Here is a 17,609-nt window from a genome sequence, read left to right as displayed (position 1 = left end):
GCCTATCGCGGCGAGCCCGAGGCCCGAGTGCGCGCCGAGGCGCGCCGGAGGATGCCGATCAGACCGGTTCCGAGCAGCAGGATCAGCGCGCCGACGGCCCAGGTGAGACGACCGGCGCCCCCGGAGAGCGGCAACCGGAGGGCTTCTGCGTCGGTCACGGTGATCCGCCAGATGCCGTTCTCGTCGCTCACCGTCACCTGGGGATGGTTGCCGTGCACCAGCACCGCCCCGCTGCTGGTGATCTCGAAGGGCACGTCCTCGGCGAGCAGCGAATGCCCCTGGGGCGCGCGCACCTCGCGCAGCCAGTAGCTGCCCACCGGGATTCCGGTCAGCCGGAATAGGCCCGCGGTGTCCCCGGGGGTGAGCGCGGGGCTGGTCAGCGGAGAGTCGGCCGCCTGACCGCCGTCGTCGGGGAACACTGCGAACTCGGCCCCCGCCACCGGTTGGGGCCCGTCCGGGCTCTGCCCCCGCTTCTGCACCTCCAGGTGCGCGGCGACCGTCGTCGACGTGCAGTTTGGTAGGCGTGGACTCGGCTGGCAGCCGTCGATCGGAGGAACCTCGCCGTTGTTGAGAAGGAAGTTCACCGCGACGCCGTCGCCACGCTGCCCATCGGGTTTCAGCTCCACCCGGTACTCGACCGTATAGAGGACGCCGTCGGCCGGCAGGCTGCCCGTCACCGAGATCCGGTTGCCGGCCTGCGTCACAGTCAACACGGCGGGGGCAAGCGGATCGCCCAGCATGTCGGCGTCGTCGAGGACGCCGCTGAGATGGTCGACCATGTTCACGGTGGCCGGCACGTCACCCATATTGCGGAAGTGCAGCTGGTAGGTCACGGTGGTGCCCGCGAGCACGGGATCGGCGCTCGGGGAGACGGTCTTCCAATGCTCGAGGTCGGCGGCCGGCACGCTCACCGGCGCGCAGCTCGGCCGTCCGGGCAGCATGCCGCGCCCGTCGGCGCAGACCTGGTTGAACAGCGTGCGTTCGCCCGCGGCGTTGGCACCGGTGTAGGTGACGGTGTAACGCAGCACCGCGGACTCGTCGAGGCCCAGGGCGCCACGCCAGCTCAGCCGCTGCTGGCCAGGGTCGAATTCGGTGGCGCCGGAGGTGACGGTGATCGTCGCCGGGGCGAAGGTGGCCTTGTCCAGCACGGCGCTCATGTCGTCGGTCAGGCTGGCGGGGGCGGTGCCGGTGTAGACGCCAGGCCCGCGGTTGGTGACCGTGATGGTGTAGGTGACCTGCTGGCCGGTGGCCGGCACCCCGGTGACGTCGGCGGTCTTGGTGACCTCCAAGCGGGGCAGCAGGGTCTCCGTCTCGGCGCAGGAATCGTCGCCGGCGGCGCACGCGGTCGGCTTGTCGGGGGTGGCGGGATCCTCCGGGATCCAGGCGAAGTTGCGCAGGGCGCCGTCCGCCAGCTGTCCGATGGTCACGTCGTAGCTGATCCGCACCCGTTCGCGCCGCATCAGCGCGCCGGTCCAATGGATGCGTTTCGTGGCCGGATCGAAGGTCACCGTTCCTCGCGTGACCGGGTGGCCGTTCTCGAGGACCGGAGCGCCGTTGGCGTCGACCACCACCGCCCGCAGCTCACCGCTGAACGAGGCGTCGTCCAGGACGCCGGTGAGGTCGTCCATCACGTGTCCGGGGTTGGTGAGGGTGAAGTCACCGGCGCTGGTATTGCCGGCGATGACCGAGTAGGTGACGGTGTCCCCCGGGCGGCTGTCGGCGGTGGCAGTCGATGTCTTCGCCAGGTTCAACTGTGGGTTGCAGAGGGTGCCGAAGTTGTCCAGGAAGCTGTCTTCGGAGCCGTAGACGCCCTCGGCGCCGAAATAGATCTGCTTGAGGTTGCCCAGCACGCGGGCGAACTCCTCGGCCGTCGCCGGGGCACCGGACGGACCAGAACGGCTGCTCATGCTCGTCAGCCGGCGCCACTTCGTGTGATCCAGCTCGACATTGACGCGCGTCCACTGCCGGGCACCCCGCACCTGATCGGTGACGGGGGTCCACAGCCACTCCCCGGTGGTGCTTTCGAGGGTCACGTACATCGGGTACAGCTGTCCGTTGCTCTGCGGAACGTACCGGTAGTCGTAACCGAAGCTCGTCCCGATCAGATGGCCGTAATCGGTGGCGTAGCCGGAGGTGGCGAGATTGGGGGAGACGAACTCGGTCCATTGACCGTCGAGGTCACCGGTGTAGATGGCTCCGCCGGGGAATCCGTCATTCGCTCGCCAGGTCGCCGGCCGGCGTGCGGTGTAGTCGGCTTTCCCGTTGGTGGTGGAGCGCACCATCCAGCCCTCGGTGTTGGTGTCGAACGTGGTGGCCCGGCAGCTGTCGAGGAAACTCGGCGGGGGCGGCGGCAGCTGGGTGATGGTGAGGGCGCACGGCTCGCCCGCGCCGGTGCTGGCAGGCTGGCCCGGGACGGGGGCCTCGCAGGTGGCCGGCAGGCTGGGGTTTCCGGGGTCCTTCGGTGCCCAGGCGACGTTCTTGAGCGTGCGGATCGCCGTGTCGCTGACGCGGTTCACTCGCACCTGGTAGGTGATGACCACGCTCTTCCCGATCGCCAGCGGTCCGCTCCAGGCCAGGCGCTTCGATGCGGCGTCCCAGGTCGGAGCGGCCACCGGGACGCCGTCGATGGTGGCATGGGCGGCACCGTCGAAGGTGGCGTCGTCCACGACGTCGGAGAGATCGTCGAGCAGGCGGGCGGGATGGCCGGCGGTGTACGCCGCGGAACCGTTGTTGGTGGCGGTGATCGTGTAGCTGGCGGTGTCCCGGGGGCGGATCACGGACGCCGCCGTGGTCTGCTTGTCGATGCGCACCGACGGCGTGACCGGCGGGCAGCCGGTCACGGTCTGGGGCAGACCGAAACGACTGTCCGCGCCCGACGGGAGCGCGAACCCGCCGGCGACGTGCTGGGGATCGGCCGCGTCGGGAGACCGGACGATGCTGAGCGCCGATCCGCCGTTGTCGGCGACGTACATGCGGCCGTCGGGTGCCCGGCGCACCTGACCGCCGTACCCGCCGATCGGGCCGACGAGCTGCTCGGTGGCCTTCACCTCGGCCTCGGTGGTGGCCCCGGCGACGCGGTAGCGGTAGAGCCGTCCGGTGTCGAAGATCTTGGTGGCGTACACATAGTCGCCGGCCGGTGAGAACTCGGCGTTGTAGCCATGCCGGCCCGTGTTCGCGCCCGTCGGCAACTGCCAGGCGTAGCGCTGCCGGATCTTGCCGGTGGCGGCGTTGAAGTGCAGCATGCGAACCGTGGTGGACCCGGGGGTGGCGAGGGTTCCGGAGGAGGTCAACTGCACCAGCTGGGAGTAGCCGGCGTTGAATGCGAGCGTGCCGTAGCGGTTGCCGTTGCTGGTCGGCATGACGCTGACCACCGGCTGGCCGGTGACCGGGCCGTCCGCGTTGAACTCGTAGGCGAGGACGTTCGGGGAGCCGTTGGTGTAGGTCAGCACCCAGTAGCCGTCACCGGTCGCGTTGGGCGCCGCGGTGATCGCCTCGGAGGCGGAGTTCACCGGGCCGAGCGGGACGTTCTTCTGGCTGGTCACGGCGCCGAGCCCGTTGTTCAGGGTCATATCGACCACCGAATAGCGCAGCTGGCTGTTCTTGGCCGTCTGGTTCACGTCGGTGCTCGTGGTGACGAGGCCGAATCGTCCTGGGTGGCCCGGCATCGGGAAGGACGCCACGGTCTGGGTGGCCGAGGCATTGCCGGTCAGCCCGTCCCCGTTCTGCATCAGGTCGCCGTTGCGATCGAACACCTGTTGGCCGTTGGACCAGAACTGCAGATTGCCCTCCACGTCGGTGACCACCGTGGAGCCTTCGTTCGCGATGCGGTTCCCGGTGAAGGCCTGGGCGCTGGTTCCGGCGGCCCCGAAGTCGATTCCGGCCTGGCCGCCGAAGTACCAGAACCGTTCGGTCGCACGCCGGGGGTCGACGGCGCAGACCAGGGCCTGCGTGGGCATCCTCGTCACCGTTTCGGCGCAGGAGTCGTCGCCGGCCGCGCAGGAGTCGGGCTTCAACGGATGGGCGGGGTCTTCGGGAACCCAGGCGATGTTGCGCAGCACGCCGTCCAGGTCGTCGCCGATGGTGATGGTGTAGGTGATGTCGACGGTGGCGTCGACCGCCAGCGTCCCTGACCAGCGCAGCCGTTTCGTCGTGGGGTCGAAGGTGAGGGTGCCGACGTCCGGCCCGGTGGGATCGGAGGCGAGCTTGGCCGACGCGCCCACCCAGGTCGACTCGTCGAGCACCTCGCTCAGATCGTCGACGACGTGTGCCGGAACGGCGCTGTTGTAGGCGCCGGCGCCGGTATTGCGGACGGAGACGGTGTAGCTCACCGTGTCGCCGAGGCGGCTGGCGGACGTGGCCGTGGTCTGCTTCGTCACGCGCAGCGACCGGGTCACCGGCGGGCAGCCGGTCACCATCTGCGGCAAGCCGCCTTGGCTCGCCGCGCCGGCGGGCAGCGGAAAGCCGTTCTGGGCGTAGGTCGGGGTTGCGGCGTCCGGATCGGTCACCAGGCTGAGCGCGGTTCCGCCGGTGTTCGCGACGTACATGCGCCCGTCCGGTGCCCGGCGCACCTGGCCGCCCTGGCTTCCCATCGTGCCGAGGTACAGCTCGGACGCCTTCACCTCGGCCGCGGTGGTGGCTCCCGCGATGCGGTACCGGTAGAGCCGTGAGGTGTCGAAGATCTTCGTGGCGTACACGTACTCCCCCGACGGAGAGAAGTCGGCGGCATACCCATGCCGGCCGGTGCCTGCCCCCATCGGCATCTGCCACTCGAGGCGCTGCTCGATCGCACCGGTTTCCGCGTCGAAGCTCAGCAGGCGCAGTTTGGAGGAGCTGCCGGCGGTGCCGCTCCCCGCGGCGGTCAGGTGCAGCAGCTGGGTGTAGTCGGCGTTGAAGGCGAGCGTGCCGTACCGGTTGCCGTTATTGGTGGGCATGACGCTGACGACGGGTTGCCCGGTCACCGGGCCGTTGGCATTGAACTCGTAGGCCAGGATATTGGGCGAATTGTTGGTGTTGGTGAGCACCCAGTAGCCGTCACCGGTGGCATTGGGCACCGCGGTGATCGCCTCGGACGCCGTGCCTGCGAGGCCTAGTTCGACGTTCTTGAGGGTGACCGCGCCCAACCCGTTGTTCTGGGTCATGTCGACCATCGAGTAGTGCAGGCGTCCGTTGGCGCTCCTGTTGATATCGGTGCTCGTGGTGGCGAGGAAGAACTTGCCCGGTTGGCCCGCCACCGGGAACGAGGCGACGGTCTGGGTGGCGGACGCATTGCCGAGGAGTCCGGTGCCGTTGGGCATCACGTCCCCGTGGCGATCGAAAACGCTTTGGCCGTTCGACCAGAACTGCAGGTTGCCCTGCTCGTCGGTGATGACGGTGGAGCCTTCGGAGGTGTTCCGGTTGCCGAGGAACGCCACCCCCGGGTTGCTGCCGGTGGCGCCGAAGTCGATCCCCGCCTGGTTACCGAAGAACCAGTAGCGCTCGGTGCCGCGTCGCTCCGTCGGGGAGCAGACGAGCGGGAGCGCCATGGGCGAAATGCCTTGGAGGGCGCCGACATCGGCGGCGGGCGCCGGGTGCTCGGCGGCGTCCTCCTTGGCGATGCCGGGAGCTGCGGCGTCCTGGTTAATCGTGATCGGCGCGCGGGGGCCGGCATCGGCCGGCGCGGGCTCGGCCACCGCCTGGGGCGGATTCGGGTCGGGGCGCCGGCTTTCGCCGCTGTCGGGCTCGGACGCCGGGGACGCGGTGGGCGGAACCTCGGTGGCCGTCGGGCTGGGATCGCTAGCCGCGGATTCCGGTGCGGCGGATGACGGACGGGGCGTGGCCGTTTCGTCGCTGCCGTGAGCGGCGGCGGTATACGGCGAACCGGGAAAAGTCGTGGGGACAGTCAGAGCAGGACCGGTGACGAGGATGAGGGTGCTGAGGGCAAGCGAAACACACCGGCGGAGAAATGGGGGTGACGCCCCGCCGATTCGTGCGAACACACCGTCTCGCAACTGCGCCCTTTCGATCGACGCTCGCCGAGCTATGGCCGGGGAAAGATTAGCGAACGGATGCGCGAAATGGAGGGGGCGTCTCAGCCCAGGCGAGATCGCTATATCGCCGCACGCGGCGTCCGTTGTCGCTCGCGCACACGAAATGAACCGTTGCGCACGAAATTTCGTAGGCAACGGTTCAATTCGTCGGCGTGAGCGTCGTGGACGCGAGGAGTGAGTGTCGCGGGGGGCGGTCAGCGGGTGAAGCGGGACGCGATCGCGGCGATGGTGGCGTCCGCGGACGCCGACAGGCGGCTCAGATGAGCGGCGGACGCCTCGCCCAGTTGGCCGAGGGCGGACGTCGCGGCCACGCGCACGGTGACGTCCGGGTCGCCGGCCCGTGCCGCGAGCGCGTCCGCGGCGGACGCCGCCGTCTCGCCCAGGTCGCCGAGCGTTTCGGCGGCATGAGCCCGCACGCCGGCGTCCGGATCGGACAGCGCGTCGATCAGCACCGGCACCGAGGCCTCCCCGCAGCGGACGAAGGCCGCGGTGAGCGCATCGCGCTGCAGCGCATCCCCGTCGCCGAGGCGCGTGGCGAGGGCCGCGACCGCCTCGGGACGCCCGGTGTTGGCGACCGCCCGGTAGGCCTTGATCGCAACATCGGCGTGCGCGTCGGCGACCAGCGGCGCGAGCATCTCGAAGTGGTCGGGGTTGCCGACCTTGCTGAGCACGTGGGCGCCGGTGCGGCGGGCGTCCGGCTCGTCACTGCCGAGCATCGCGACCACGTCGGGCAGGGCTGCGTCGATCAGCTGCACGGTGGCCCAGGTGAGGTCTTCGCGCACGCAGGAATCCGCCTCGGCATCCAGCCGGGCGACGATCGCGGCGGCGGCCTCCGGGTCGCCGGATGCGCCGAGGCGCAACGCCGCCTGGCGGCGCTCGGTGCCATCGGGGTGGGTCAGCAGTGAGACGAGATGGGACGTGGTGTCGTGGGTCATGAGTTGTCCTCCTGACAGCGAGTGTGAACCCTCACGTAGCGTGAGGGTCAAGCGGCGGGCCGCAGGTCACTCGGCGCGGGCGAACGCCTTGTCGGTGTGCACCGCGTCGGCGAGACCGGCGAGGTAGCGCTCGGCGTCCAATGCGGCCGAGCAGCCCGAACCGGCGGCGGTGATCGCCTGGCGGTAGGTGTGGTCGACCAGGTCGCCCGCGGCGAAGACGCCGGCGAGGCTGGTCTGGGTCGAGCCCGGCTTGGTCAGCACGTAGCCGGCGGCGTCGAGCTCCACCTGGCCGGCGACCAGCGAGGAACGCGGGTCGTGGCCGATCGCGATGAAGACGCCCTGCACGGGCAGTTCGTGGGTCTCGCCGGTGATCGTGTCGCGCAGGGTCAGCGACTCCACCGACCGCTCGCCGTTGATCGACTCGACCACCGCGTTCCACGCGAAGCCGACCTTCGGGTCGTTCTCGGCGCGGTCCACCATGATCTTGGACGCCCGCAGTTCGTCGCGGCGGTGCACCATCGTCACCGACGAGCCGAAGCGGGACAGGAAGGTCGCCTCTTCGACCGCCGAGTCACCGCCGCCGATGACGGCGATCGCCTTGTCACGGAAGAAGAAGCCGTCGCAGGTCGCGCACCACGACACGCCCTTGCCGGACAGTTCGTCCTCACCCGGCACGCCCAGGCGCCGGTAGCCGGACCCCATCGCCAAGATGACCGCCTTGGCGCGGTATTCGTTGCCGTCGGAGTCCTTGACCACCTTGACCGGGCCGGTCAGGTCGACCTCGGTGGCGTCGTCGTCGATGATCTCGGCGCCGAACCGCTCGGCCTGCGCGCGCATATTCATCATCAGCTCGGGGCCCTGGATGCCCTCGGGGAAGCCGGGGAAGTTCTCCACCTCGGTGGTGGTCATCAGCGCGCCGCCGCCGTCCACCGCGCCGGCGAGCACCAGCGGGTGAAGGCTCGCCCGCGCGGCGTAGATCGCCGCGGTGTAGCCCGAAGGGCCGGAGCCGATGATGATGACCTCGCGCACGTCGCTCATGAAAGAAATCCTTGGGTCGCTGGACGGCCTCGCCGCCGGAGTTGGGGTGCGCCGGAGCAACCCCCGGCGTCCGCCCATTATTCCGCAGCGGGATTCCTCAGCGCGGTCGCGGACGATGCGCGTCGCCGGCGATCAGCCGTTCACCTTGATCTCGTGGACCGATCCCACATAGTTGGCGCCCTCGCGCGGCAGGGTGGTCAGGTAGACCAGGACGAACCGGGCCGTGACCGGCTCCTCCATCCGCACCTGGATGTCGCCGGTGGACGCCTGGAAGCCGCCCACCCGCCGCCAGGACCCTTGGGTGTCCATCGGTGCGGACGCCGCCGCGGGATCGCGGGGGATCCGGACCTCGGCGGACGTCGGCCCGCTACCCACATTCACCGACACCGAGCCGATCGAGCGCGGCTCGCCCAGATCGACCACCACGCCGGCCCCCGGCTTGCGCCCGTTGAAGGTGGCCGACCGGCCGTAGCGTTCGGTCTGCCAGGCGGTGCCCGGGTCGCCGTCGGTGGCGTAGCGCGCCCGATCGGGGTTCTCGCGGCCGTCGCCGCCGTCGCGGGTCGGGTCGAAGTCGCGTGCGGACACCAGCGCGTACGGCGCTGCCGGTGCGGGCGGCGCGGTGTTCGCGCGGTTGAACTGCTGGACGAACACAGCGATCAGGCTGACGACGAGGACGCCCGCGAACAGGAGCAGCAGGACGGCCTGCCAGCGTCGCGGCGGATCCTGGGTGGGCGCCTGCTGGGTGACGCGCATGTCCGGCACGTCGGGTGTGGACGGGGAGGACGAGGCCGGCGGCGGGATCGGCGTGAACGGTCCGCTCGGGTGTGGGTCGTCGTCGCGCAGCGGCCAGAAGGCCTCGGTGGCGTCGTCGGCGTTGTCGGCCGAACCCCAGGGGGCGGCCGGCACGGCGTCCGGGCGCGCCGCGAGCGCGCTGGCGGCATCGCCCCGCACGTCGATGACGTCGGTGATCTCGTCGTCGACCGCGACCCCGTCGGCGTCCCAGACCTGCTCCTCGTGGACGAGGTCGCGATCTGCGCCCGGCGGCTGGGTGCGGGCCTGCACGAGCTCTTCCAGGCGCGAGGAGGCGTCCGCACCTGCGAGCACCGCGGTGAGCGCGGCGGCGATGTCGGCGACCGACTCCAGCCGGGTCGCGTTGCCGCGCGGCACGAGGGAGAGGATGCGGTCGGCGATGTCTGACAGCTCGACCGGGATCTGTTGGTTGACCGCGCGGGCCGGCACCACGCGTCCCTGGGCGTCGGCGGGCGCGGCGGGCAATCCGTAGCGGGTCGGTCCAGGCCAGCGGCCGGTCAGCCCGGCGTACAGGAGCTCGCCGAGGGCGCGCGCGTCGGCGGCCGCGGGATCACCCATGCCGGGGCGCGGATGCAGCGCCTGCTCGATGAGCAGGCCGACGATCTTGACCGCCCCGCTGGTGGTGATCAGCACCGTGGACGGGTTGAGCTGCTGGTGATGGACGCCTTGGGCGTGCGTCGTCGTGAGCGCGGCCGCCGCCTCGCGTACCACCCAGGCGGCCTCGACATCGTCCAGAGGACCGTTGCGGAGCAGCGACTCCAGCGTGCGGCCCGGCGCGTACTCGCACACGATGTAGCTGCCGTGGCCGCCGCCCTCGTCCAGCACGGCGTCCCACACCCGCAGGAAGCGGCTGTCCACCGCGGGCGCGGCGCGGCGGGCCTGGTCGAGGATCTCCAGCACGCGCGGGGCGTCCGGATCCATCACGTGCAGCAGCACGGGCCGGGACAGTTTGAGATCCCAGCCGCGCCAGGTGACGGTTCCCCCGCGCCGGGCCAGCGGTTCGCCGAGGCTGAACCGGCCGTCCAGCATCTGGCCGGGTGCCGTGGCCGGTCCGGGTTCGACGGCGGGCGCCGCCTCGGGTCGTGCCCCGACCTCGGGATAGTCCAGCGGGGCGTCGTCCTCTCGGGTGTCTCCGGACGCCTCGGAGGCCACCTCGGGCTCGGCGCCGGAGCCGCCACGACGGCGCAGCACCCGCATCATGCCGGAGATCTCCTCGATGCCGAGGCGCCGGCCGAGCAGGACGAAGACCAGCCCGGCGACGACGGCCGACAACGCGAACGCGGCCAGCGTCACGCCGAAGCCGGCATCGCGGGTCACCCAGGTCAGCACCCCGGCGAGCACCGCACCGGGCAGCACGGCCAGGCTGAGCAGGCCGGCATGGCGCATCAGCTCGCCTCCGGACAGTCCCGGCAGCTTCCGGCGCAGTGCGCGCAGGGTCAGCCAGGCGCCCACCGTGTAGGCGAGCGCGTAGGCCAGGCCGAGCCGGGGCGCGACGGTCATCGGATCGTCGAACAGCGCGACCAGGCCGACGCCGGCGGCGATGTTCACCAGCGAGATCGCCAGCTGCAGGAAGAAGGCGCTGCGGGTGTCCTCGAGTGCGTAGAAGCCGCGCAGATAGACGTATTGGATCGTGTAGGGGATCAGACCGACGGCCAGCGCCATCAACGTCAAGCCGATGGCGCTGGAGCCGCCGCCCGCACTGGCGCCATGCCCGAAGGCGAGCCGGCTGAACGGCAGGCCGAGCGCGACGAACGCGAACGAGGCGGGCACCAGGAAGGTGAGCGCCAGACGCAGCGTCCGTGTCGTCTCGGCGGCGACGCCCGCCATGTCGTGCGCGGTCGCCAGCCGGGCCGCCGACGGCAGCATCGCGGTGGCGAGCGAGACCGTCAGCAGGCTGCTGGGCAGCATCCAGACCAGGTAGGCGGTGTTGTAGACGGTGATCCCCGCGCCGCCCTGCGCGGCGCCGGTCGCGCTGGTGGCCAGGTTGGTCACCACGATCTGCACCCCGGTGGTCAACAAGACGTAGCCGAGCATCCACTTGGCCAGATGGAAGGTCGCCCCCAGCCCTTGGCCCTTCAGGTCCCAGCGCGGCCGGTAGCGGACGCCCGCCGCGCGCATCGACGGGATCAGGGCCAGCGTCTGCACCAGGATGCCCAGCGTCGAACCGAGGCCGAGCAGCACCACCTGGGCGTCGGTGAACGGCTCGGCCGGGTTGGCGTTGCTGCCCCAGATCGCGAAGTAGAGGCCCAGCACAGCCACCCCGACCACGTTGTTGAGGATCGGCGCCCACATCATCGGCCCGAACTTGTCGCGGGCGTTCAGCACCTGCCCGATCAGGAAGAAGGCGCCGAAGAAGAACAGCTGCGGCATGGTCAGGAACGCCATGAACAGCAACTGGTGCCAGTGGGCGGCGTTCGCGGGTTCGCGCCAGGTCGCGTTGCTCCACAGCGAGATCACCGCGGGCGTGAGCACGGTGGCGAGCACCGTCACCGCCGCCAGCAACACCAGGAATGCGGTCATGATCCGGTTGACGAAGGCCTCGCCGCCGTCGTCGTCGTTCTTGGCGTGCCGGACGATCTGGGGCACCAGCACCGTGTTGAGCGCGCCGCCGGCCACCAGCATGTAGAGCGAATTGGGCACCACCGTCGCCAGCGAGAACGACTCGGCCTGCGGAGTGGTCGCGCCGAGCACGATGACGAGCAGGCCCGCGCGCACGAAGCCGAGCACCCGGCTGATCAGCGTGCCGGACGCCATGATGGCCGTCGCGTTGAGCAGCCTGCGGGACGTCGGCGCCGTCGTGCCGTCAGCCATCTTCACCCTTCCGTCGCGTGCGTCCGTCGTGCGCGCACCTGCCTGATCCGCATCGCCGTCGTCACCACCAGCGTCATCCCCGAGACGATGACGATGACCCAGCCGATCGTGCCGAAATTGGTGGTCTCGACCATCACGCGGACGTCAGGGGTCAGCGTACGGCCGTCCCGCGTGGTCGCACGCAGCGACGCCTCCACGACGCCGCCGCCGGACGCCTCCGCCTGCAGGATCGCCGTGCTGGATGCCCCGGGTGCCACCGTGAGGGGTTCGGGAGCGAGTAGCCGGATCCGCTGCGGATTGTCGGAGACCGCCTCGATGCGCACCTCCACCGGGTCGGGGAGGTGGTTGGTGAGAGTGACCGGGAACTCGCTGGTCGCCCCCGTCATCGAGAAGCGTGAGGTGGTAGTGAGGCTGACCAGGTCGCCTCCGGGGAAGCCGAGGCGCCGGTCGATCGCGTCCAGCCAGGCGTCCTGCTGGTCGCGGTGGCCGATCCACCACCCGGACGCCGCCCGCGCCTGCTGGGCGTCGGCCACCTCGCCCACGCCCGCCTGCGGGGAGGCCTGGCCGTACAGGGTGAGCGTGTCGGCGAGCTGCCGGACGCGGATGAGCCGTTCGGCGTCGAGCGGACCGTCCTGGTCGGCGCGCTCCGGCGGCGTCCACGCCTGCGCCGGGCGTGCGAACACCTCGGCCAGACTGGCGCGGACGAATCCGGTCGGCAGCGGGGCGGCGTCGGCGGTCACGTCCTCGGCCGAGGTCAGCCAGGTGATCTGGCCGCCGCTGGCGCGGGCGAGTGCCGTGCGCGCGTTGCGGCGGTTGAGATCGGTGTCGCGCAGCACCGGTGAGGTCAGCGCGGGCGGCTGGGCGGCGGTGGTGAACCCGATCCGGACGCCGTCGGCCTCGGCGACGACATGCTCGGCCCCGGCGCCGGCGTCGGCTCCGGGTGCGGGAGTCAGCACCGGACGGCCGCGCGCGGCGCGCAGGCTCGCGGCGTCCGTCTGCGGCAGCACGGCCACCGGCGCGAGGGGAGGGAGGGCGACGGCCTTGGTCGCGCGGTCGGTGGCCTCAGCGAGGTCGGTATCGCCCAGCGCGGCGGCTGCGCCGAGATCGGGTGTGCCGAACAGCCCGGCCATGCCGGTCGGTTCGGGCAGGGCGGCCAGCCGGTCGAGCCAGGCCCGGGCGGCGTCCGCGCCGGTGCCGGCGGTATTGCCGTCGGCGGTCTGCACCCGGTAGCCGTCGGCCATGTCGGTCAGCTCCGCGACCAGGGAAGGGTCGATCAGCCAGCCGGCGCCGGCTTCGGCGGCGGTGAGCAGGGCGTCGAGGCGTCCGCCCGCGACCTCGCCGGCCAAGCTGTCGTCGGCGAAGAGGTTCTGTTTGAGTTGCCGCGGCGGCGCCGACAGGGCCGCGATCGATGCGACCGGAATGGTGGCGTCCGGCCGGCTGACCAGGGTGCGGTCGCCGGCCAGGTGTGTGGCGGCGTCCGGGCCTTGGCGGCCGCTCACGTCGACGCCCACCCAGAAACTGGCATCGGTGCTGCTCAGGCCGAGCGCGGACAGGCTGCCGGAGACGGTGAACGGCCGCGAATCCCCGGGGGTGAGTGCGACACCGCGGACGGTGACCGTGTCGCGATTGGCGCCGTCGACGACCGCGGCGGTGCCGGGCGTGGTGGTCTGTTCGGTCAGGGCGCCGGTGACCGCCGCCGCCGAGCGCAGCGGGCTGGACGAGCGCCACAGCGTCGCGGTCACGTCGGTGAGCGGCCGGGTCCCGCTGTTCGTCACGGTGCCGCTGAGGATGAGGCGTCCGCCGCTGATGTCGGCGCGGGTGAGCGTGACGGTGGCGCCCGTGGTCGCGGCCGACGCGGGGAGCGGGGTGGTCGCGACGAGGCCGAGCACGGTCGCCGCCGCGGCGAGCACGCCCGCGAGGCGGGGCACGAGCCGGGCGCGGCGATGGCCGGTCCGGGTCGAAGTCACCCGCCCATCGTAGGCCGGTAAACTGGTTGATCGTGCTCAGCCTCACCGTCGACCAGCGTCAGTCCCTCGAGGATGCGGTGCTGGCGACCCCTGTGATCCGCCGCGTCGCGGACGCCTTCGCCGCCGCCGGCCACGACGTACATCTGGTCGGCGGGCCGGTCCGCGACGCCCTGATGGGCCGCGGCGTCCACGACCTCGACTTCACCACCGATGCACGGCCCGACGCGATCGAGGCCATCCTGCGCACGCTGACCTCCTCGACCTGGGACATCGGCCGCGAGTTCGGCACCATCGGCGCCTCGCTGCGCGACGCGTCCGGCGAATGGGTGGTCGAAGTGACCACCTACCGGGCCGACTCCTACGATCCCGCCTCGCGCAAGCCGACCGTCGAGTTCGGCGACACGCTGACCGGAGACCTGGCCCGCCGCGACTTCACCGTGAACGCGATGGCGCTCTCGGTGGTCACCGGCGCTTTCGCCGACCCGCACGGCGGCCTGGCCGACCTGGCCGCGGGCGTGCTGCGGACGCCGTCGCCGCCCCAGGTGTCGTTCTCCGACGATCCGCTGCGGATGATGCGCGCCGCCCGGTTCACCGCCCAGCTGGGTTTCACCGCCGCACCCGAGGTGGTCGAGGCGATGACGGCGATGGCCGAACGGCTGGACATCATCTCCGCCGAGCGGGTGCGCGACGAGTTGTCGAAGCTGCTGCTGGCCGACGTGCCGCGTCCGGGTTTGGATCTGCTGGTGCGCACCGGGCTGGCCGACCGGGTGATCCCCGAGGTGTCCGCGCTCGTCCGCGAGGTCGACGAACACGGCCGCCACAAGGACATCTACGAGCACACCCTGACCGTGCTGGAGCAGGCCATCGACCTGGAGCGCTCGCGTGGGCACGCACCCGATCTGGTGAACCGGCTGGCGGCGGTCTTCCACGACATCGGCAAGCCGCGCACCAAGCGGTTCGAGGCCGGCAACAAGGTGACCTTCCACCACCACGACGTGGTGGGTGCCAAGATGACCCGCAAGCGGCTGACCGCGCTGCGCTACTCCAACGATGTGATCGCCGCGGTGACCAAGCTGGTCGAATTGCATCTGCGCTTCCACGGCTACGCGGACGCCGACTGGACCGATGCGGCCGTCCGCCGCTACGTCCGCGACGCCGGCGACCAGCTCGAACACCTGCACATCCTCACCCGAGCCGACTGCACTACCCGCAACGCCCGCAAGGCCAACCGGCTGCGCACCGCCTACGAGCAACTCGAATGGCGGATCGACGCGCTCGCCGAGCAGGAGGAACTGGCCTCGATCCGGCCCGACCTGGACGGTGAGCAGATCATGGCGATCCTGGGCATCGCGCCCGGGCCGCTGGTCGGCCAGGCGTACCGGTTCCTGCTGGAGAAGCGCCTCGACGACGGCCCGATGAGTTCGGACGCCGCCCGCGAGGCGCTGCTGGCTTGGTGGGCCGAGCGCGACGCCTGAGCGATAGGGCGCCGTACGAGAACCCCACTTCAGTGACATGATCGTCCAGCCATGTCACTCATCTGCCAGTCGAGTGACATGGTGAGGGGCTGCCGGGTGCTTACTCGCCAAGGAGCGCGAGGGGTACCACGGCGACACCGTCGGGGCGTCGATAGGCGTGCTGACCCGTCGTCACCACGACCAGGTCGGCGATGTGGCCGGGGATCTGCTGCTTGAGCCAGAGCAGATGCCGGACGTCGGCGTCGGTTGGGGAAGCGGTGAGCTTCACCTCGATGGCGAGCACCTGGCCGGCGCGACCTTCGATGATCAGGTCGATCTCACGGTCGCCGTTCCTGGTCCGAAGGTGACCGACCCGTCCTCGGGCGGCCTGCGCGGCAACCTGGACGCTCAACGTGGTCAGTGATTCGAACAGTGGGCCGGCCAGGTGTGCGCCGCGCGGTGAGCCCAAAGTCTCGGCATTCTGGTTGAGCAGGCGCGCGGCGAGTGCCGGGTCGGCGAGGTGGTGTTTGGGTGCTTGCTGAAGCCGGGCGAACGGGCTGAGGCTTGGGCTCCACCCCGGAATCGGATCGAGCAGCCAGAGCTGGGTCAGATGATCGCGATAGCTGATCGTGGTCATCTTGGTCGGTTGATGGCCGTCGCCGGACGTGGTCGCGTCGAGGATTTCGGAGTACTTGGCGGTGGTCGACGAGGCCGCCGCGTAGGCGGCGAGCCACCGCCGGAGCGTCTCCGGACGGCGCGTGGTGAACCCGAGATCGGGTAGATCGCGGTCGACCACGCGTTGAAGGTAGGCCTCCAGCATGTCCTCGCGATAGAGAGGAGGCAGGGGCCTGATACCGGGGAAGCCGCTGGCGGTGATCTCCTCGAAGTAGTCCCTCGATGTCAAGGGGGTGGTGCCTTCGATCTTCTCGGCGGAGCCCTCCAGAAGCCGGGCCAGGCTCACCGTGGGCTTCCAGAGGCCGCGCTCGTGGAGCGCCATCGGCCGCATGCGCAGGGAGAAGATGCGGCCCGCCCCGCTGTGAGTGCCTTCGGCCGAGGCGGGGCTCGCGCTGCCGGTCAGCAGGTAGCTCCCGGGGTGGGCGCCGTCGTCGACACGCCGCCGCACGGCGTCCCACACGTGCGGGAGCCGTTGCCATTCATCGACCAGGACCGTTCCGCGGTGGGCGTCCAGCAGGGTGTGGTCGGAGTCGAGGGCCTGCCGCTGGTCGCGGTCATCGAGCATCCAGGCGGTGGCGGCGCGGCGGAGTGCTGTTGCTGTCTTCCCTACCCCCTTGGGCCCTTCGATCGCGATGGCGGGCGCGACGGTGATCAGCTCGTCGAGCTGTCGATCCAGCACGCGCGACTGATAGACCATGGGCTCTACTGTACCTTGAGCAGGGTCTGAACTATACCTTGAGCAGAGTTCAAACTATACCTTGAGCAGGATTTCGCCGTGCTTGGCGCCGAGGTGCCCCTGTCGTTCACTGCGCGATGGTGGTGAGCAGGCGCACCCGGATCTTGCGGTGACCTTCCGGTGGGATCCGGCCGGCGGCGGTGTCGTAGGCTCGGCTGTCGTGAATGGTGGGACGCGGTGAACGAGCGAATGCGGGGCGGGGCCGGGCGGATCGTCGCGTCGCCGGTGCTGCTGGTCCTCATCGCGATCGCGTCGGTGCAGGTCGGGTCGTCGCTGGCCAAGGATCTCTACTCCAGCGCCGGACCACTGTCGGTGGCCTGGGTGCGCCTGGTCGCGGCGGCGCTGATTCTCGCCGCGATCACCCGGCCGAAACTGCGCGGGCGGGCGCTGTCCGATTGGGGCTGGGTGTTGGCCTATGGGCTGTGCCTGGTCGGCATGAACGTGACGTTCTACCTGGCCATCGAGCGGATCGGGATCGGGCTCGCCGTCACGCTGGAGTTCCTGGGCCCGCTCGCGGTTTCGGTCGCGCACTCGCGCCGTGCCCGCGACCTGCTGTGGGTCGGGCTGGCCGCGATCGGCGTGGTCGTGCTGGGTTTCGGCCCCTCATCGCACGACATCGTCGGCGTCGTCTGGGCGCTGGCAGCGGCGTCATTGTGGGCGGGCTACATCCTGCTCGCCGGGCCCACCGGGCGCCGCTGGTCCGGCGTGACCGGCCTGACCGTCGGGCTGTGGATCGGCGCGGCCCTGTTCACGCCGGTGGTCATCGCGTTGGGCGAACTGCCGCCGCTGGATGCCCGCGTGCTGGGTATCGGCGTCGCGATCGGGTTCGCCTCGTCGGTGGTGCCCTACGGCCTGGAGATGGTGGCGCTGCGCCGCATTCAGCCGCGCGTCTTCGGCATCCTGATGAGCCTGGAACCCGCCGCCGCCGCGCTGTTCGCGTTCCTGCTGCTCGGCGAGACCCTCGGCGTGGCCGAGATCATCGCGATGGCGTGCGTCGTCGCCGCCTCGGTGGGTGTGGTGCGCACCGAGGAACCGGTGAAGTAGCGCCAGCGGCCTCACGAGGCACCGCCTCACCCGCGCCTGGCAGTCGGACCAAGAAATAGTCGTTTTCAGACGGGTGATCGGCGTGTTTCAAGGGAAGGGCCGACGCGTGGTCG

Annotated in this window: 8 protein-coding genes; 2 read left to right on the top strand and 6 right to left on the bottom strand. The window is 70.8% G+C overall.

Features of this window, described 5'->3' with window-relative positions:
- Window positions 1–2: 2 nt before the first annotated feature.
- The 5 genes from QM708_RS08150 to QM708_RS08130 form a co-directional block, all read right to left on the bottom strand.
- The gene (locus tag QM708_RS08150) at window positions 3–5,669 is read right to left on the bottom strand and encodes a SpaA isopeptide-forming pilin-related protein (RefSeq protein WP_415106552.1); all 5,667 of its coding nucleotides are present in this window, start codon (window positions 5,667–5,669) and stop codon (window positions 3–5) included.
- 551 nt (window positions 5,670–6,220) lie between these two features.
- The gene (locus QM708_RS08145) at window positions 6,221–6,961 is read right to left on the bottom strand and encodes a HEAT repeat domain-containing protein (protein WP_415106549.1); all 741 of its coding nucleotides are present in this window, start codon (window positions 6,959–6,961) and stop codon (window positions 6,221–6,223) included.
- 66 nt (window positions 6,962–7,027) lie between these two features.
- Complete coding sequence (trxB, locus tag QM708_RS08140) at window positions 7,028–7,999, bottom strand: thioredoxin-disulfide reductase (protein ID WP_415106546.1); 972 nt, start codon at window positions 7,997–7,999, stop codon at window positions 7,028–7,030.
- A 132-nt stretch (window positions 8,000–8,131) separates the two neighbouring features.
- Window positions 8,132–11,620, bottom strand: a complete 3,489-nt coding sequence (gene murJ, locus QM708_RS08135; protein WP_415106543.1) for a murein biosynthesis integral membrane protein MurJ — start codon at window positions 11,618–11,620, stop codon at window positions 8,132–8,134.
- Window positions 11,621–11,622: 2 nt separating this feature from the next.
- Window positions 11,623–13,587, bottom strand: coding sequence for a DUF6049 family protein (locus tag QM708_RS08130; RefSeq protein WP_415106540.1), 1,965 nt, complete (start codon window positions 13,585–13,587; stop codon window positions 11,623–11,625).
- Window positions 13,588–13,664: 77 nt separating this feature from the next.
- On the opposite strand from QM708_RS08130, the gene QM708_RS08125 reads away from it, so the two are divergent.
- Entirely contained in the window at window positions 13,665–15,062 is a 1,398-nt protein-coding gene (locus QM708_RS08125) for a CCA tRNA nucleotidyltransferase (protein ID WP_415111353.1), read from the top strand.
- Between the two features lie 100 nt (window positions 15,063–15,162).
- Here the strand turns inward: QM708_RS08125 and QM708_RS08120 are convergent, their stop codons facing one another.
- The gene (locus tag QM708_RS08120; RefSeq protein WP_415106537.1) at window positions 15,163–16,413 is read right to left on the bottom strand and encodes an ATP-binding protein; all 1,251 of its coding nucleotides are present in this window, start codon (window positions 16,411–16,413) and stop codon (window positions 15,163–15,165) included.
- 216 nt (window positions 16,414–16,629) lie between these two features.
- Here QM708_RS08120 and QM708_RS08115 point away from each other — a divergent pair, with 216 nt between their 5' ends.
- Complete coding sequence (locus tag QM708_RS08115; protein ID WP_415106535.1) at window positions 16,630–17,496, top strand: EamA family transporter; 867 nt, start codon at window positions 16,630–16,632, stop codon at window positions 17,494–17,496.
- Window positions 17,497–17,609: the final 113 nt, after the last annotated feature.

It is taken from the genome of Propioniciclava sp. (genome assembly GCF_047602245.1).
GTDB lineage: Bacteria > Actinomycetota > Actinomycetes > Propionibacteriales > Propionibacteriaceae > Propioniciclava.
The sequence above is the reverse complement of the archived record's forward strand: the minus strand, read 5'-3'. Positions and strand labels throughout refer to the sequence as shown.

Coding starts and splice junctions, on each gene's coding strand:
- trxB (WP_415106546.1), bottom strand. CDS start 7,999: ATGAGCGACGTGCGCGAGGTCATCATCATCGGCTCCGGCCCTTCGGGC.
- murJ (WP_415106543.1), bottom strand. CDS start 11,620: ATGGCTGACGGCACGACGGCGCCGACGTCCCGCAGGCTGCTCAACGCG.
- QM708_RS08145 (WP_415106549.1), bottom strand. CDS start 6,961: ATGACCCACGACACCACGTCCCATCTCGTCTCACTGCTGACCCACCCC.
- QM708_RS08120 (WP_415106537.1), bottom strand. CDS start 16,413: ATGGTCTATCAGTCGCGCGTGCTGGATCGACAGCTCGACGAGCTGATC.